Origin of the sequence: Stutzerimonas stutzeri RCH2, from assembly GCF_000327065.1 — a bacterium.
Lineage (GTDB): Bacteria > Pseudomonadota > Gammaproteobacteria > Pseudomonadales > Pseudomonadaceae > Stutzerimonas > Stutzerimonas stutzeri_AE.
The window spans coordinates 2549044-2565948 of record NC_019936.1; the positions used below are offsets into that span (position 1 = coordinate 2549044).

Consider the following 16905-nt stretch of genomic DNA (forward strand, 5'->3'; position numbering starts at 1 on the left):
CCATGACCGAACAACCGGACCTCGCGCAGCTGACCGCCGACGGCCTGCTGCCGATCCGCGAGGTGGCGCGCCTCACCGGCGTCAATGCGGTAACCCTGCGAGCCTGGGAGCGCCGATACGGGCTGATCGTCCCGGCGCGCACCGCCAAGGGTCATCGTCTTTACGAGGCGGGGCATATCCAGCGCATTCGCGACATCCTCATCTGGCTCAATCGCGGTGTCGCGGTGAGCCAGATCAAGCCGCTGCTGGATACCACCACACCGCCGGAGCTACCGCAGCAGAACCAGTGGTCCGAACTGGTGGATGAACTGTTGCAGGCCGTCGACCGCCTCAGCGAGCGCCATCTGGACGATGCCTTCAACCGCGCCATGGCGCTGTATCCGCCGCGCACGCTTTGCCAGCACCTGTTGCAGCCCTTGCTCGAGGCGCTCGACAAGCGCTGGCGTGGGCAATACGGCGCGGCTCTGGAGCGGGTGCTGTTCCATTCGTGGCTACGCAGCAAGCTTGCGACACGGATCTATTTCAACAACCGCCAGCAGAGCGGCCGCCCTCTGCTGATCGCCAGCCTCGACGAGGAAGCCTTCTCCCCTGGGCTGTGGCTGACTGCGTGGCTGGTTTCCAGCACCGATTGCCCGGTTGAGCTCGTCGAGTGGCCGGTGCCGCTGAACGAGCTGAATCTGGCCGTGGAGCGCGTTTGGCCGCGGGGCTTGCTCCTGTATGCCGGCCATTGCCTTTCCGCCAGCTGCCTGCAGCGCCATCTGCCACGCCTGCTCGAGCAGAGCGCCGCGCCGCTGCTCATTGCCGGCCCGGCCGTCCATATCCATGCGCCGGAGCTGCGCCAGTACCGTGGCCTGCTGCTGGCCGATTGTCCGTTCGACGCCCTGCAGCAGCTGCACAACGCCGGTCTCCTGCCCGGCAGCGAAGGGAGCGCGTCATGACCCAGCTGTTCTGGTTGCGCAACGATCTGCGCACAAGCGACAACAGCGCCCTCACCAGCGCCATGGCGGCCGGCCCTACCGTGGCGATCTACCTGATCACGCCCGGCCAGTGGCTCGCCCATGACGACGCGCCCTGCAAGGTGGACTTCTGGCTGCGCAATCTCGTCGAGTTGTCGGCGCAGCTGCGCGCGCTCAACGTGCCGCTGCTGATCCGTGAGGTCGACGACTGGCAATCGGTGCCCGCGGCGCTGCTGAAGCTCTGCCAGGAACTCGATGTGCACGGCCTGCACTACAACGAGGAATATGGCGTCAACGAACGACGTCGCGACCGCACCGTCGCTGCAACGCTGGGCGCCTGCGGTGTGCTGGTACGCGGTCATGTCGATCAGGTGCTGTTCGCTCCGGGCACCGTGCTGACTCAGTCCGGCGGGCACTTCAAGGTATTCAGCCAGTTCCGCAAGCAATGCCTGTCGCGCCTGGCCGTGTCCCTGCCGCCCTGCGTCGGGGTGCCGGCGGCACAGGCGCCGCTGCCAATCGCCAGCGATCCTGTCCCCACCGCTGTTGCCGGGTTCCCACGGCCAACCGACTACCTGCGCGCGTTGTGGCCCGCCGGCGAAGCGTTCGCGCAGCGGCGCCTGGCGCTGTTCGTCGAGGATGACCTGGATCTCTACCATGAACGTCGCGACCTGCCGGCGGAGCCCGGCACCAGCCAGCTTTCGGCCTACCTTGCTGCCGGCGTCATTTCGGTCCGCCAGTGCCTGCATGCTGCACTTGGCTACAACCAGGGCGAGCTGGACAGCGGCAGTACCGGCGCAACTACCTGGATCAACGAGCTGCTCTGGCGCGAGTTCTACAAGCATGTCCTCGACGGCCACCCGCGGCTGTCGATGCACCGCGCCTTCCGCAGCGAGACCGACGCGCTGCCGTGGCGCCATGCGCCTTACGAACTCGAAGCCTGGCAACAGGGCCGCACCGGCTTTCCGATAGTCGATGCCGCCATGCGCCAACTGCAGGAAACCGGCTGGATGCATAACCGCCTGCGCATGGTGGTCGCCATGTTCCTCAGCAAGAACCTGCTGATCGACTGGCGTGAAGGCGAGCGCTGGTTCATGCGCCATCTGATCGACGGCGATCTGGCCGCCAACAACGGTGGCTGGCAGTGGAGCGCCTCGACCGGCACCGACTCGGTGCCCTACTTCCGACTGTTCAACCCGATCAGCCAGTCCCAGCGCTTCGACCCGAGCGGGCAATTCCTGCGCCGCTGGCTTCCCGAACTGCAGCACCTGGACAAGCGCGACATTCATGATCCGTCGGCGCATCGCAGTCTGTTCGGCGTAACGGAATACCCGGCGCCTATCGTCGATCTCGGTGCAAGCCGTGCCCGGGCGCTCGCCACCTTCCGCAACCTGTCGGAGGCGCGTCCATGAGCAGCTTCCTGCATCGTTTCGCCGCGGAGTTCGCGCAGCTGGATGCGAGCAACCTTGATCGGCTGGCAGAGCTCTACAGCAGCAACGTGCATTTCACCGATCCGCTGCACGAGGTCAGCGGCCTGGCCGAGCTGCGGCGTTACTTCAGCGAGTTGTACGCCAACGTCGAACACCTGCACTTCGAGTTCATCAGCCATGACGAAGTCAGCGAGGGCGAGGGCTATCTGCGCTGGGTCATGAGCTACCGCCACCCGCGGCTCAATCGCGGCAGCCTGATCAGCCTCGAGGGTTGCTCGCTGCTGCGTTGGAATGCCGAAGGCAAGGTCGAGCGCCACCGCGACTACTTCGATGCCGGCGCCCTGCTCTACCAACATGTGCCGCTGCTCGGTTCGGCCATCCGCTGGTTGCAGCGGAGGCTGGCATGAAAGTCTCACGGCGGATCTGGCTGACCGGCGCCAGCAGTGGCATCGGTCAGGAGCTGGCGCACCTGCTGCTGGCCGAGGGGCACTGTCTGGCGCTCTCGGCACGCCGTGCCGAACCCCTGCAGGCTTTCGCCCGGCGCTATCCGGGCCGGGTTCTGGCTCTGCCGGCTGATCTCACCGACAGCCAGCAGGTGCGCGCCATCGGCGCGGAGATCGAAGCGCAATGGGGTGCGCTGGACAGCGTGATCCTCAATGCCGGCACCTGCGAATACATCGACGCAGGCCAGTTCGAAGCGGCACTGCTGGAGCGCGTTATGCAGGCTAACGTCCTCTCGGTCGGCTATTGCATCGAGGCAGCGCTGCCCCTGCTGCGCCAGGGTGTACGCCCGCAGCTGATCGGCATAGGCAGCTCGGTGACCTGGTTCGCGCTGCCACGTGCCGGTGCCTATGGCGCATCCAAGGCAGCCATGCGCTATCTGCTCGAATCGCTGCGCCTGGATCTGGCCAGCGAAGGCATCGATGTAACCCTGGTCAGCCCCGGGTTTGTCGATACGCCACTGACCCGCCGTAACGACTTTCCCATGCCGCTGCGCTGGTCGGCGGACAAGGCCGCGCGGCACATCGTCCGGCGCCTGGAAAGCCGCCCGCTGCACATCGATTTCCCTGCGCCATTCATCTGGGCGCTGCGTCTGCTTTCACTTCTGCCTGCGCGTCTGCAGTTCGCCCTAGGCCGGCGAATGGCGCGCTCGTCACTCAAGGAAGGATAACCATGAAGATCGCCATCATCGGCAGCGGCATTTCCGGGCTCACCTGTGCCCACCTGCTTTCGCGCCAGCACCAGGTCACCGTCTTCGAGTCGGCCAGCTGGATCGGCGGCCACACCCACACCGTGGACTTCCATCTGCACGGCCGTGACTATGCGGTGGATACCGGTTTCATCGTCTTCAACGACTGGACCTATCCGAACTTCATCAAACTGCTCGGCCAGCTCGGGGTGCGTTACAAGCCGACCGAAATGAGCTTCTCGGTCAGCGATCCATTCAGCGACCTGGAATACAACGGACACGATCTCAATACCCTGTTCGCCCAGCGCAGCAACCTGTTCTCGCCGCCGTTCTGGGGCATGATCCGCGACATCCTGCGCTTCAACCGGGAAGCGCTGGACGACTACCAGAATGGTCGCATCGGCCCGCATGTCACGCTGGGCAACTACCTGAAGCTGGGGCGCTACAGCCAGCGTTTCATCGATCACTACATCGTGCCGATGGGCGCGGCGATCTGGTCGATGTCACTGGCCGACATGCTCGAGTTTCCGGTCGAGTTCTTCATCCGTTTCTTCAAGAACCACGGGCTGCTGTCGGTCAGCGATCGCCCGCAGTGGTACGTCGTAGAAGGCGGCTCCAGCGCCTATGTTTCGCCGCTGACCAAGGGCTTCAGTGAACACATTCGCCTCAATTGCCCGGTGTTCGAGGTGCTGCGCGACGCCCACGGCGTGACCCTGCACAGCCCGGCAGGCGCCGAGCGCTTCGACAAGGTGGTGTTCGCCTGCCACAGCGACCAGGCGCTGCGCATGCTCGCCGAACCGAGCCGCGCCGAGCGGGACATCCTCGGCGCGCTTGGTTACGCCAGCAACGACGTGGTCCTGCATACCGACACCCGCCTGCTACCGAAGCGCCGTCGCGCCTGGGCGAGCTGGAACTATCGCCTCGGCGGCCCGAGCGAGCAGCTGGCGGCGGTGACCTACAACATGAACATCCTGCAGGGTATCGACTCCCCGGAAACCTTCTGCGTCAGCCTCAACCAGACCGACGCCATCGACCCGGACCAGATCCTCGCCCGCTTCACCTATGACCATCCGCAGTACAGCCTGGCCGGTATCGCCGCCCATGCCCGCGCCGACGAACTGCTCGGCGCACATCACAGCTACTTCTGCGGCGCCTACTGGGGCAACGGGTTCCATGAAGACGGCGTGGTCAGCGCACTGCGCGTCGCCGGCGCGTTCGGAGAGTCGCTGTGAGCGCCGCCATCGAGCACAGCGCCCTGTATCGAGGCTGGGTCCAGCATCGGCGCTTCTCGCCGCGCCCCCATGCCTTCAGCTATCGCATGGGCCTGCTGTACCTCGATCTGGCCGAACAGGACGCCGTATTCGGGCTCTCGCCGCTGAGTGGCCGCGCTCGCTTTGCGCCGTTTTCCTTCCGTGAGCGCGACTACCTGCCGGAATACACCCGCCAGGGCATCGCACTCGCCGACGCAGTGCGCCAGCGCGTATCCGAAGCCCTCGGTCGGCCGGTCACCGGCGCCGTGCGCCTGCTGACCCAGCCGCGCAGCTGGGGCCTGTGCTTCAACCCGGTCAGTTTCTTCTACTGCTTTGACGAGCAGGAGCAGCTGCGGGCAGTGCTCTGCGAGGTCAGCAACACGCCCTGGCGCGAGCGCTATCACTACGTGCTGCCGGCTTCCGGCAATCGCAACCTGCGCTGCACGGTAGCCAAGACCTTCCACGTCTCGCCGTTCCTGCCGGGCGAACTGGAATACCGCATGCGCTTCAACCCGCCCGGCCGGCGCATCGGCGTGCACATGGAGGACTGGCAAGGCGAGCGCAAGCTGTTCGACGCCACCCTGGGGCTCGAGCGTGAAGCGCTGACAGCAGCATCCGTGCACCGCTACCTGCTTGGCTTCCCCTGGATGACCGCCAAGACCCTGCTCGCCATCTACTGGCAGGCCTTGCGCCTGTTGCTCAAGCGCACCCCGATCTTTGCCCATCAGCCCGCCACGGCCCCCTACGGAGTGGCCGTCACTCACACATCCGGAGCCCGCCATGAAGAGTCCTAGCCTGACTGTCAAAGCCCATCCGCTGGCCGGCAAGGGGTTGGCCAGCGGCCTGTTGCGCCGCATGGTACTGCGCCAGCTGGAAAAGCTGCGCCACGGCCAGCTGACCTTGCGTTTCGGCGGCGAGTGCCAGCTGTTCGGCGACCTGGCCAGTCCGCTGCAGGCTGAAATCCATGTCGTCGACGGCGCAGCCTGGGGTCTGATCGCCGCCCGCGGCTCGATCGGCGCCGGCGAGGCCTACATTCATGGCTACTGGCACAGCCCGGACCTTACCGCGGTGATCCGCCTGTTCGTCGCCAATCTGGATGTGCTGGACAGTATCGAACGTGGCAGCCTGGCGCTGTTCGGCCAGCCGGTGATCAAGGCGCTGCACTGGCTCAACCGCAACACCCGCGCCGGCTCGCAACGCAATATCGCCGCGCATTACGACCTCGGCAACGAGCTGTTCGAGCAGTTTCTCGACCCGACCATGATGTACTCGGCGGCGATGTTCACCAGCCCCGAACAGGACCTGGAACAGGCCCAGCTGAACAAGCTCGAGCGCATCTGCGAAAAGCTTGACCTGCAACCCGATGACCATCTGCTGGAAATCGGCACCGGCTGGGGCAGCATGGCGCTCTATGCCGCGGCCCGCTATGGCTGCCGCGTGACCACCACCACGCTGTCGCGCGAGCAGTTCGCCTATACCCAGCAACGCATCGAAAAGCAGGGCCTGCAGGACCGCATCACGCTGCTGCTCAAGGATTACCGCGACCTCGAGGGCCAGTTCGACAAGCTGGTCTCCATCGAGATGATCGAGGCGGTCGGCCATGACTTCCTGCCGACCTATTTCCGTCAGTGCTCGCGCCTGCTCAAGGACGACGGCCTGATGCTGCTGCAGGCCATCACCATCCGCGACCAGCGCTACGAACAGGCGCGGCGCAACGTCGACTTCATCCAGCGCTACATCTTCCCCGGCGGCGCACTGCCGTCACTGCAACGGATGCTCAACGTGGCCTCGCAGGATACCGACATGAACCTGCTGCACATGGAGGACTTCGGCGAGCACTACGCACGCACCCTGCGGCTGTGGCACGAGAACTTCCGGCGCGCGCGCAGCGAGCTGGAGCGCCACGGCTATGACGACTATTTCTACCGGCTCTGGGAGTTCTACCTGTGCTACTGCGAAGGCGGCTTCATCGAGCGCGCCATCGGCACCGCACAGCTGTTGCTGGCCAAACCTGACGCTCGTCGGAAACCGCTGTATGCCGGATCAAGCGGCTCGAACGGCAACCGATAACAGCCATGCGCAATTTTATCCGGAGCACTCCATGAACACCGAAAGCGTCACGCTGCAAGCGCATTACCTTAAGGCCGATCGCATCATGCTCGGTGTCATATGGTTTCTGGTGGCCTATTCCTTCGCGATTGCAGCGTTCTATGGCAACTGGGCACAGGCATTCGTCATTGGCGGACTGACGGCTGTCGCGGTGACGACGCTGCATATGCTGATACCCGGCCAGCGCCTGCTGCGCTGCGTGATCGGTGCCGCATTCATGGTGCTGGCTGCGCTGCATATCAACCAGGCACACGGCATGCTGGAAATGCACTTCGGCATATTCGCCCTGCTGGCCTTCCTGGTGTACTACCGCGACTGGCTGCCGATCGTGGTCGCGGCGGCGACCATCGCCGTGCATCACCTGAGCTTTTTCGCCCTGCAGCAACAGGGCGCCGGCGTGTTTCTGATTCCCGATGGCAACTGGGGCGAGGTGTTCCTGCACGCGTTCTACGTGGTACTGGAAAGCGCGATCCTGATCTACCTGGCGATTCGCGCCAACGCCGAGGCTCGTGAAGGCGAGGCGTTGCTCGGCGCGGCCGCGGCCATCACTGCGCACCCCGAACGCATCGACCTGAGCTATCGCAGCAAGGCCTCTGGCCCGGTTACCCAGCGTTTCAATCACCTGCTCGACCAGCTGGGCGAACTGGTCGGCGCTGTGGTTCGTGACACCGCCGGCCTGGGCGGCACGGCTGCCAACCTCAGCGAAGCCACGCGGCAGATGCGCGACGGTGCGAGCCGACAGCTCGACGAAACCGCTTACATGGTCGACGCCATGCAGCAGATGACCGTGGCCATCGACGATGTCGCCGGCCACGCCGATCGTGCCGCCCAGGCGGCGCAGGGCGCCAGCCAGAAGGCCGGTGAAGGCCGCAATGCCGTGAGCGGCGTGCGCAGCGAGATCGGCACCCTCGCCGAGCACATCGAAGGCACCGACCGTCTGGTGCAGGATCTGGCCGCGCAATCGGAGCAGATCGACCGGGTGCTGGAAGTGATCCGTACCATCGCCGACCAGACCAACCTGCTCGCCCTCAACGCAGCCATCGAAGCCGCACGGGCTGGCGAGCAGGGTCGCGGCTTCGCCGTGGTCGCCGACGAGGTGCGCAATCTGGCGCAGAAGACCGCCGCCTCCACCACCGAGATCCAGGGCATCATCAGCCGTCTGCAGCAGGGCAGCCGCAAGGCTACCGAGGCGATGCAGAACAGCCGTGACAGTGTCGGTCGCTGCGTCGGCAGCAGCCAGCAGACCACTGCGCTGCTGGACGCCATCGCCAGCGAGATCGAGGCGATCAGCCAGATGAACGAGATGATTGCGGCGGCGACCCACGAACAGACTGCCGTTTCGGCCGATATGGGCCGCCACCTGCAGAGCGTTCAGCAGGTTGCCGAACGCAACGCCGGTGACGCCAGCCAGCTGGACAACGACGGCCGCCAGCTGCATGAGCTGGCAGGCCGCCTGGGCGGCCTGAGCGGGCGTTTTACCGTCTAGCGATAAGGCGGGCCAGGCTTCAGCGCCGCCCGCCGCTTCCAACCGAATGCCCCATGTAGCGGGCGCTGGGCTGCTCGAAAGCTGCGCACACCGCAGCCACCAGCAGCCGGGCATGGGGCGGTATCACCAAGCCGTCGTCGCTCAACACGATCACGCCATCGAGATGCAATTGCCGCAGCGCTGGCCAGTGCCGGGCGTAGTGCTGCCGAGCATCCACACCGCTGTGCAACGCCAGCGCGTCGAAATCCAGCTCGAACGTGCAGAGCAGACGCTCGCACAGCAAACGCTGCAGTTGATCGACATGACTGGCGTGCAGGCCGCAAACAGTTGGCAGCTGCCCCTGATCGAGGGCCAGCTGATAAGCCTGCACCGTAGCGGCGTTCTGCGAGTACAGCCCGCCGACGCGGCTGATGGCACCGGCGCCCAGGCCAAGGTGATCGCAGGCGCCATGCAGCGTGTAGCCAACGATGTCGTGGTGCAGCGCGCCGATCTCCTGAGCCATGGCCAGGTCATCGTGGGGCAGGACGAACTTGCCCAGCCCGATATAGCGATAACCCGCGGCGCTCAGCTGTTCGACACCGTGGCGGTACATCGCCAGGGTATCCGCCGCCGAAGCCAGCCCCAGACGCCCTGTGGCGGTCGAGCCCGCTGGAGCGACGTCGCGGTAATCGAACATCGTTACCTGATCGGGTGCCAGCTCGATGATCGAAGCCAGCTTGCGCGCGAAGCTCGCCGGGGTCTGCCAGGACCTGCCGTAGCCGAGATCGAGATTCACCGAGCGGTAATGCAGCGTATGGGCTGCCTCGATCACTGCACGGATCCGCGCCGAGCTGCGGAAGTACTCCACGGTGCAACCGTCATCGGCGCGCAGATCCGGCACGCTCACGCTGAGCTGATTGAACCCCAGTTCGTGCAGTGCGCCGATCAGTGGCCAGTCGACATGGGCGAGTTCGACCTCGGCGGTGAAACTGGCGGCACCGGGTTCGGCGAAATGGAAGCGCGACTTGAGCAAGCCCAGCAGATGTCGCAGGTTGTCGATGCTCAGGGAGCCGACGCTCAGGTGCAATTGCTCGACCACTTGGAGCGGGCCGGTATGGCAGCCGAGTTGTTCGATCTCGCGCTCCAGGCGCACCAGGTAGGCCGCAACCTCTTCTGCTTGCAAGCGGGCACCGCCCGGCAGCTGCAGCGAAAGGGAAAGCGCACGTCCAGCCCGACGGCTTTCACGCAGCGCCCGCAGCAGATCCAGCGGCGCGAGACGATCATAGAAATCGACCGCAGCCGGGTAGCTGCAATGCAGCTGCCCGATGCGTCCGTAGCGTTGTACCAGGGCGTCGTCCCAGTTCACTGAGCCAAGCATAAGAGCCTCCCGGCATCGAATATCGCTTTAGCCGGCATCATCCGCGAGCTGCCGCGGACGGCTTTGACGCCAGTCAAGTAGGTGACAGATGGGGCGTGCAGCCGGCTGGATGGTAGTAGTTCCTCACAAACAAGACCTCCGCCTGGACAGCCAGGCGGATTTTGCGCGATGGCCAAGCGGTGGTATTGATGACCGGTCGCCAAGCAACCGGAGCCGATCGTGATCCCAGCCTCTTTGCTTTCATCCATGCGCTCAGCGCGCCATGTCGTGGTATTCACCGGCGCCGGCGTTTCCGCCGAGAGCGGCATCCCGACCTTCCGCGACGCGTTGACCGGCTTGTGGGAGCGTTTCGACGCCAGCGAGCTGGCCACGGCTGACGCCTTTCGCCGCGACCCAGCGCTAGTCTGGGGCTGGTACGAGTGGCGGCGCATGCGTGTACTGCAGGCGCAACCGAACCCGGCTCACCTGGCCATCGCCGAGCTGGCGCGCCACGTCCCGCAGCTGACACTGATCACGCAGAACGTCGATGACCTGCACGAACGTGCCGGCAGCCAGGCCGTCATCCACCTGCACGGCAGCCTGCACCGACCGCGCTGTTTCGCCTGCGCCCGCGAGCCTGCCGAGCCGCTCCCCGCGCCGGACGAACCGGAAGACGGGCGTCGCCTCGAACCGCCGCGCTGCAGTCACTGTGGCGGACGGCTGCGGCCCGGCGTGGTGTGGTTCGGTGAAAGCCTGCCGGTCGCCGCACTGAATGCCGCGTTTCAGGCGGCTGGCGAATGCGATCTGCTGCTGTCCGTCGGCACCTCTGGGGTGGTCTATCCCGCGGCCGAGGTGCCGCACCGGGCGCGTGACGCCGGAGCCACCGTGGTGCACGTCAACCCACAGGGCGAGCCGACTGCCGGCAACCGCGAGTACCTGATCGCCCTGCCCGCCGGCGAGGCACTGCCCGAATTGCTCCGAGCGGCGTTTGGCGCCTGACGCCGAGACAATCTGCTCCCTGCCTCGGGGACCTGATCGCCCCAAAGCGGGGAGCGCGATTGCATCGCCGCACTGTTCTGGTTCAAGTCTGCCGCGCTCAGGTCGCAGTGACGGACGCTGATTCGCTCAGCATCCCGGCAACCAACACCGCGTAACGCCGCGCAATCGCGCGACTTACAGCCGCAAGTCCACGCTAACGGACAAGCTGGCATACAACCTGCAATCACCCTGGCAACACCTGCCGCCTCGCGGCAGGACGTCCCAGACGGTCAGCGGCGACCGTCAAGCCAAGCGGCGCGGGACCGGGTGTAGCAGGCAACGAGGCCTGACCGACCACCCCACACACCACTAATTACCAGGCAAAGGCGCCTGGAGCTGATACCAGCTCCAGGCGCCTTTTTGCGTTTTGCCGGCCCAGTGCCGCAGCAGCTCGACTGAGGAAAGGCCATGAGTTCTACCGTCACTCCGCTCACGCTCGAAAAACTGGTCATCGTCGGCAACGGCATGGTCGGTCATCACTGCATCGAACAGCTGATCGAGCGCGGCGCCCTCACCCGCTACGAGCTGCATGTGTTCGGCGAGGAGCGCCAGCGCGCCTATGACCGCGTGCACCTGTCCGAATACTTCGGCGGTCGCGATGCCGAGTCGTTGGCCATGTGCGAGGCCGACTACTACGCCAGCCACGGCGTCTACACCCATTTGGGCGTGCAGGTGCTGGGCATCGACCGCGAGCGCAAGGAGGTCATCACCAGCGCCGGCCGCCAGCCCTACGACCAACTGATTCTTGCCACCGGTTCCTACCCCTTCGTGCCGCCAATAACCGGTGCCGAAGGCAGTGCGCGCCTGGTCTACCGCACCCTTGATGATCTCGACGCCATCCGCGCCGCCGCGACCAATGCCCGTCGCGGTGTCGTGGTCGGCGGCGGTCTGCTCGGGCTGGAAGCAGCCAACGCGCTGAAGTCGCTCGGCCTGGAAGCCCATGTCGTCGAATTCGCCCCGCGCCTCATGCCGGTGCAGCTGGACGGCGAAGGCGGCGCGGCATTGAAGGCGCGCATCGAGTCGCTCGGCGTTGGCGTGCACCTGTCGCGCGCCACCCAGGAGATCGTTGCCGGCGAGGACTACGCCTGGCGGATGAACTTCACCGACGGCGAATTCCTCGAAACCGACCTGATCGTGTTCTCCGCCGGCATCCGCCCGCAGGACGCCCTCGGCCGTGTCGCGGAGCTGGAGATTGCCCAGCGCGGCGGCATCGTCATCGACAGCGAATGCCGCACCTCGGACCCGGCAATCTTCGCCATCGGCGAATGCGCCAGCTGGAACGGCAGCGTGTTCGGCCTGGTCGCGCCTGGCTACAGCATGGCCCGCAGCGTCGCCGCGCAGCTGGCCGAGGAACCGCACGAGCCCTTCTACGGCGCCGACATGTCGACCAAGCTCAAGCTGCTCGGCGTCGACGTCGGTTCCATCGGCGATGCCCACGGCGCTACACCCGGCTCGCGCAGTTACCGTTTCATCGACGAGGCCAGTGCCAGCTACCGTCGACTGGTGGTATCCGCCGATGGCAAGACTGTGCTCGGCGCGGTGCTGGTGGGTGACAACAGCTACTACGACACCCTGCTGCAGTACGCACAGAACGGCATCAAGCTGCCGGCCGACCCGTCCGGGCTGATCCTGCCGCAGACCGAGGGCGCTCCGACCCTTGGCCCGGACGCCCTGCCAGCCAGCGCGACCATCTGCTCCTGCCACAACGTCAGCAAAGGCGCGGTGTGCTGCCAGGTCGATGCCGGCGTCACCGATCTCGGCGAACTCAAGGCGGCAACCAAGGCGGCCACCGGCTGCGGCGGCTGCAATGCCCTGCTCAAGCTGGTGTTCGATGCCGAACTGGCCGCGCGTGGCGTGGCGGTGGACAAGAGCCTCTGCGAGCACTTCGCCTACACCCGCCAGGAGCTCTACGGCATCGTCCGCGTCGAGGGCATCCGGAGCTTCGCCGAGCTGCTGGCCAAGCACGGCCGCGGCCATTTTGGCTGCGACATCTGCAAGCCGACGGTGGGTTCGATCCTCGCCTCCTGCTGGAACCAGCCGATCACCGATCCGGCGCTGATTCCGCTGCAGGACACCAACGACACCTTCATGGCCAACATGCAGAAGAACGGCACCTACTCGGTGGTGCCGCGCATCCCGGGCGGCGAGATCACCCCCGAAGGGCTGATCGCCATCGGCCAGGTGGCGAAGAAATACGACCTCTACACCAAGATCACCGGCGGCCAGCGCATCGACCTGTTTGGCGCCCAGCTGCACGAACTGCCGGACATCTGGGGCGAGCTGATCGCCGCCGGCTTCGAGACCGGCCACGCCTACGGCAAGAGCCTGCGCACGGTGAAGTCCTGCGTCGGCAGCACCTGGTGTCGCTACGGCGTGCAGGACAGCGTCGGCATGGCGCTGCGCCTGGAGGATCGCTACAAGGGCCTGCGCGCGCCGCACAAGATCAAGTTCGCCGTGTCCGGTTGCACCCGCGAATGCGCCGAGGCACAGAGCAAGGACATCGGCGTGATCGCCACCGACAAGGGCTGGAACCTCTACGTCTGCGGTAACGGCGGCATGCGCCCGCGGCATGCCGAACTGTTCGCCACCGACCTCGACGATGAAGCGCTGATCCGCACCATCGACCGCGTACTGATGTTCTACATGCGTACCGCGGACAAGCTGCAGCGTACCTCGGTCTGGCGCGAAAGCCTGGAAGGTGGCCTGGACTATCTGAAGGCCGTGGTCCTCGACGACAGCCTGGGCCTTGCTGCCGAACTGGAAAGCCAGATGCAGCACGTCGTCGACAGCTATGAATGCGAATGGGCCAACGCCATCAACGACCCGGAGAAGCTCAAGCGCTTCCGCACCTTCGTCAATGATCGGCGCGGCGATCCCGATATCCACTTCGTCAAGGAACGCGGCCAGCGTCGGCCGGTGCGCGCCAGCGAACTTCACCTGATTCCCCTCACCCAGGAGGTGCTCTGATGAGCCAGTCCAACGTCGTTCGTCTCGACTCCCGTTCCACCGCACCAGCGGTCTGGCAGGCGCTGTGCAGCCGGAATGATCTGGTCGCCAACTCCGGTGTAGTCGCCTGGCACGAAGGCGCTCAGGTGGCGCTGTTCCACCTGCCCGACAACGCCGAAGGCGAGCAGCTGTTCGCCATCGACAACCGCGACCCCAAGTCCGGCGCCAACGTGATCGGCCGCGGCATCGTCGGCAACATCAAGGGTGAACTGGTGATCGCCTCACCGCTGTACAAGCAGCATTTCCGCCTCGCCGATGGCAGCTGCATGGAATACCCCGAACAAAGCCTGCGCGTCTGGCCGGTGCGCCTGGAGGGTGACGTGGTGCAAATCGCCGTCGGCTGATTGCCGCCCATCACTCACGCGGCTCCCTGCTGTCAAACCGTACCGATCCGTGGGAGCGGCCTTGGCCGCGAACATGAACTCGATTCGCCAGCAAATCACATCGTTCAGCCAGTGCTCCACGACCGCCGTCGGGGCCTGGCCCCTTACTGCCATTCAGAGAGACTGACATGTCCTACATCATCCCCTCCGAGTTCGTCACCAAGATGGTGGACGCCGGCGAATCGAAGATCTTCATGTCCACCCGCGACACGCTGATCCGCGCCTTCATGGCTGGCGCCATTCTTTCCCTCGCCGCGGTGTTCGCGGTGGCCGTGACCGTGCAGACCGGCTCGCCGCTGGTCGGCGCGATGCTGTTCCCGGTGGGTTTCATCATGCTTTACCTGATGGGTTTCGACCTGCTCACCGGGGTATTCATGCTCACCCCGCTGGCCCTGCTCGACCGCCGTCCTGGCGTGACCGTGAATGGCATTCTGCGCAACTGGGGTTGGGTGTTTCTCGGCAACTTCGCCGGTGCGCTGGTGGTCGCCTTCATGATGGCCTTCGTCTTCACCATGGGCTTTTCCACCGAGCCGGGGCCGATCGGCGAGAAGATCTCGCACATCGGCGAGTCACGCACCCTGGGCTACGCCGAGTTCGGTGCGGCTGGCTGGGCGACCATTTTCCTGCGCGGCATGCTGTGCAACTGGATGGTCTCGATGGGCGTGGTCGGCGCGATGATCTCCACCTCGGTCAGCGGCAAGGTGATCGCCATGTGGATGCCGATCATGCTGTTCTTCTTCATGGGCTTCGAGCATTCGGTGGTGAACATGTTTCTGTTCCCCTCGGCGATGATCATGGGCGGCGACTTCTCGGTGATGGACTACATGGTCTGGAACGAGATCCCCACCGCACTGGGCAACCTGGTCGGCGGCCTGGCCTTCACCGGCCTGACGCTCTACACCACCCACGTGCGCACCGCCCCCAAGCGCGCCGTCTACTGACCCTGGAGTGAACGAGGGCCCCGGTTCGCATGCGCGCCGGGGCTTTTGCGCAGATGAAGATACCCAGCCAACTCGCAATTTCCCTCGGCCAGCATTCGGACCGCGGGTGCAAGCCGGCCAACCAGGACTTTCACGGCGCCTGCGTGCCCACTGACGCTCAGCTCGCCAGCAAGGGCATCGCCATCGCGCTGGCCGATGGCATCAGCAGCAGTGAGGTCAGCCATGTCGCCAGCGAAACCGCGGTGGCGAGCTTTCTTTCCGACTACTTCTGCACCTCCGACGCCTGGTCGGTGAAGCAGTCGGCGCAGCGGGTGCTGGTGGCGATCAATTCCTGGCTGCATGCGCAGACCCGCCACAGCCCGCACCGCTATGACCGCGACCGAGGCTATGTCTGCACCTTCAGCGCGCTGGTGCTCAAGTCGGCCAGCGCGCACCTGTTCCACGTCGGCGATGCGCGCATCTATCGACTGCGCGACGGCGACCTCGAACAGCTGACCGAGGATCACCGTGTGCGCGTGTCGGCGGACACCAGCTACCTCGGCCGCGCGCTCGGCATCGACCGGCACCTGGAGATCGACTACCGCACTCTGCCGCTGGCGGTCGGCGATCTGTTCCTGCTCGCCACCGATGGCGTCTACGAGCACATCGGCGCGCGGGAGGTGGCGCAGCTCGTTGCCGAGCATGGCGACGACCTCGACCTGGCGGCGCGACGGATCGTCGAGCGGGCATTGGCCAACGGTAGCGACGACAACCTCACCGCACAGCTGGTGCGCATCGACAGCCTGCCGGAGCAGGCCGTCGACGATGTGCAGCGGCAGCTCGGTGAGCTGGTGCTGCCGCCGCTGCTGGAGCCGCGCATGCAGTTCGACGGCTATCGCATCGTCCGTGAGCTGCACGTCAGCAGCCGCAGCCATGTGCACCTGGCCGTCGACGAAGCCAGCGGCGCCACCGTGGTGTTGAAGACGCCCTCGCTCGATCTGCGGGGCGACGCGGCCTATCTGGAGCGCTTTTTGCTGGAAGAGTGGATCGCCCGGCGCCTCGACAATCCTCACGTGGTCAAGGCCTGCCCGCCGCCGCGGCAGCGCCGCTACCTGTACACCGTGAGCGAGTTCATCGACGGCCAGACGCTGACGCAGTGGATGCTCGACCATCCACAGCCGGACCTGGAAACCGTGCGCGGCATCGTCGAGCAAATCGCCCGCGGCCTGCGCGCCTTCCACCGCCTGGAGATGCTGCATCAGGACTTGCGCCCGCAGAACCTGATGATCGACGCCACCGGCACGCTGAAGATCATCGACTTCGGCTCGACCCGCGTTGCCGGGCTGGCCGAACGCAACGCACCGGGCACGCAGGACAACCTGCTCGGCACCGCCGCCTATACCGCGCCGGAATACTTCCTCGGCGAGGCCGGCACGCCGCGTTCGGATCAGTATTCGCTGGCGGTGATCGCCTATCAATTGCTCAGCGGTCGCTTGCCCTACGGCGCCGACGTCGCCAGGGCTCGCACCACTGCAGCGCAAAAACGCCTGTGCTATCAGCCGCTGCGCCATGCACAGCGCGATATCCCGGCATGGATCGACGAAGTGCTGGGCAAGGCGCTGCATCCCGATCCGTCCCGGCGCTATGCCGAGCTGTCGGAGTTCGTCTTCGAGCTGCGCCAGCCCAATCCGGCGTTTCTCAACCGCGCCCGCCCACCGCTGCTGGAGCGCAACCCGCTGCTGTTCTGGAAAGGCCTGTCACTGCTGCTGGCGGTGACAGTCGTCTTGTTGCTGTTGCGCTGAGCC

The 16905-nt window shown here is 65.5% G+C and carries 14 protein-coding genes; 13 read left to right on the top strand and 1 reads right to left on the bottom strand.

The window, feature by feature from the left end; all coding sequences use genetic code 11:
- Nucleotides 1-2 precede the first annotated feature (2 nt).
- Genes PSEST_RS11675 through PSEST_RS11710 form a run of 8 tightly spaced genes read left to right on the top strand, consistent with a single transcriptional unit; the run spans nucleotide 3 to nucleotide 8417 of the window.
- Nucleotides 3-938 carry a MerR family transcriptional regulator gene (locus PSEST_RS11675; RefSeq protein WP_015277180.1) on the top strand — a complete coding sequence of 312 codons (936 nt, stop codon included), beginning with the start codon at nucleotides 3-5 and terminating at the stop codon, nucleotides 936-938.
- Nucleotides 935-2365, top strand: a complete 1431-nt coding sequence (gene phrB, locus PSEST_RS11680) for a deoxyribodipyrimidine photo-lyase (protein ID WP_015277181.1) — start codon at nucleotides 935-937, stop codon at nucleotides 2363-2365. The genes PSEST_RS11675 and phrB overlap by 4 nt, the downstream gene beginning before the upstream one ends.
- A complete protein-coding gene (locus tag PSEST_RS11685) occupies nucleotides 2362-2790 on the top strand; it encodes a nuclear transport factor 2 family protein (RefSeq protein ID WP_015277182.1) in 429 nt (142 codons plus the stop codon). The genes phrB and PSEST_RS11685 overlap by 4 nt, the downstream gene beginning before the upstream one ends.
- A complete protein-coding gene (locus tag PSEST_RS11690; RefSeq protein WP_015277183.1) occupies nucleotides 2787-3554 on the top strand; it encodes an SDR family NAD(P)-dependent oxidoreductase in 768 nt (255 codons plus the stop codon). The genes PSEST_RS11685 and PSEST_RS11690 overlap by 4 nt, the downstream gene beginning before the upstream one ends.
- Before the next feature lie 2 nt (nucleotides 3555-3556).
- Entirely contained in the window at nucleotides 3557-4804 is a 1248-nt protein-coding gene (locus PSEST_RS11695; RefSeq protein WP_015277184.1) for an NAD(P)/FAD-dependent oxidoreductase, read from the top strand.
- Nucleotides 4801-5616 carry a DUF1365 domain-containing protein gene (locus PSEST_RS11700; protein WP_015277185.1) on the top strand — a complete coding sequence of 272 codons (816 nt, stop codon included), beginning with the start codon at nucleotides 4801-4803 and terminating at the stop codon, nucleotides 5614-5616. The genes PSEST_RS11695 and PSEST_RS11700 overlap by 4 nt, the downstream gene beginning before the upstream one ends.
- The gene (locus PSEST_RS11705) at nucleotides 5603-6892 is read left to right on the top strand and encodes an SAM-dependent methyltransferase (RefSeq protein ID WP_015277186.1); all 1290 of its coding nucleotides are present in this window, start codon (nucleotides 5603-5605) and stop codon (nucleotides 6890-6892) included. The genes PSEST_RS11700 and PSEST_RS11705 overlap by 14 nt, the downstream gene beginning before the upstream one ends.
- A 31-nt stretch (nucleotides 6893-6923) precedes the next feature.
- On the top strand, nucleotides 6924-8417 hold the full coding sequence (locus tag PSEST_RS11710) for a methyl-accepting chemotaxis protein (RefSeq protein WP_015277187.1): 1494 nt from the start codon (nucleotides 6924-6926) through the stop codon (nucleotides 8415-8417).
- Between the two features lie 19 nt (nucleotides 8418-8436).
- Here the strand turns inward: PSEST_RS11710 and PSEST_RS11715 are convergent, their stop codons facing one another.
- Nucleotides 8437-9774 carry a coproporphyrinogen III oxidase gene (locus PSEST_RS11715; protein WP_015277188.1) on the bottom strand — a complete coding sequence of 446 codons (1338 nt, stop codon included), beginning with the start codon at nucleotides 9772-9774 and terminating at the stop codon, nucleotides 8437-8439.
- 219 nt (nucleotides 9775-9993) lie between these two features.
- Between PSEST_RS11715 and PSEST_RS11720 the strand changes: the two genes are divergently transcribed.
- The 5 genes from PSEST_RS11720 to PSEST_RS11740 all read left to right on the top strand — a co-directional run bounded on the left by PSEST_RS11720 (nucleotide 9994) and on the right by PSEST_RS11740 (nucleotide 16902).
- Nucleotides 9994-10752, top strand: a complete 759-nt coding sequence (locus PSEST_RS11720; protein WP_015277189.1) for an SIR2 family NAD-dependent protein deacylase — start codon at nucleotides 9994-9996, stop codon at nucleotides 10750-10752.
- Nucleotides 10753-11199: 447 nt separating this feature from the next.
- Complete coding sequence (gene nirB, locus PSEST_RS11725; protein WP_015277190.1) at nucleotides 11200-13758, top strand: nitrite reductase large subunit NirB; 2559 nt, start codon at nucleotides 11200-11202, stop codon at nucleotides 13756-13758.
- Nucleotides 13758-14141 (top strand): nitrite reductase small subunit NirD, encoded by a 384-nt coding sequence (gene nirD, locus PSEST_RS11730; protein ID WP_015277191.1) that lies wholly within the window; start codon nucleotides 13758-13760, stop codon nucleotides 14139-14141. The genes nirB and nirD overlap by 1 nt, the downstream gene beginning before the upstream one ends.
- A gap of 167 nt (nucleotides 14142-14308) precedes the next feature.
- Nucleotides 14309-15121, top strand: coding sequence for a formate/nitrite transporter family protein (locus tag PSEST_RS11735; protein WP_015277192.1), 813 nt, complete (start codon nucleotides 14309-14311; stop codon nucleotides 15119-15121).
- Nucleotides 15122-15150: 29 nt separating this feature from the next.
- Complete coding sequence (locus tag PSEST_RS11740) at nucleotides 15151-16902, top strand: bifunctional protein-serine/threonine kinase/phosphatase (protein WP_015277193.1); 1752 nt, start codon at nucleotides 15151-15153, stop codon at nucleotides 16900-16902.
- Nucleotides 16903-16905: the final 3 nt, after the last annotated feature.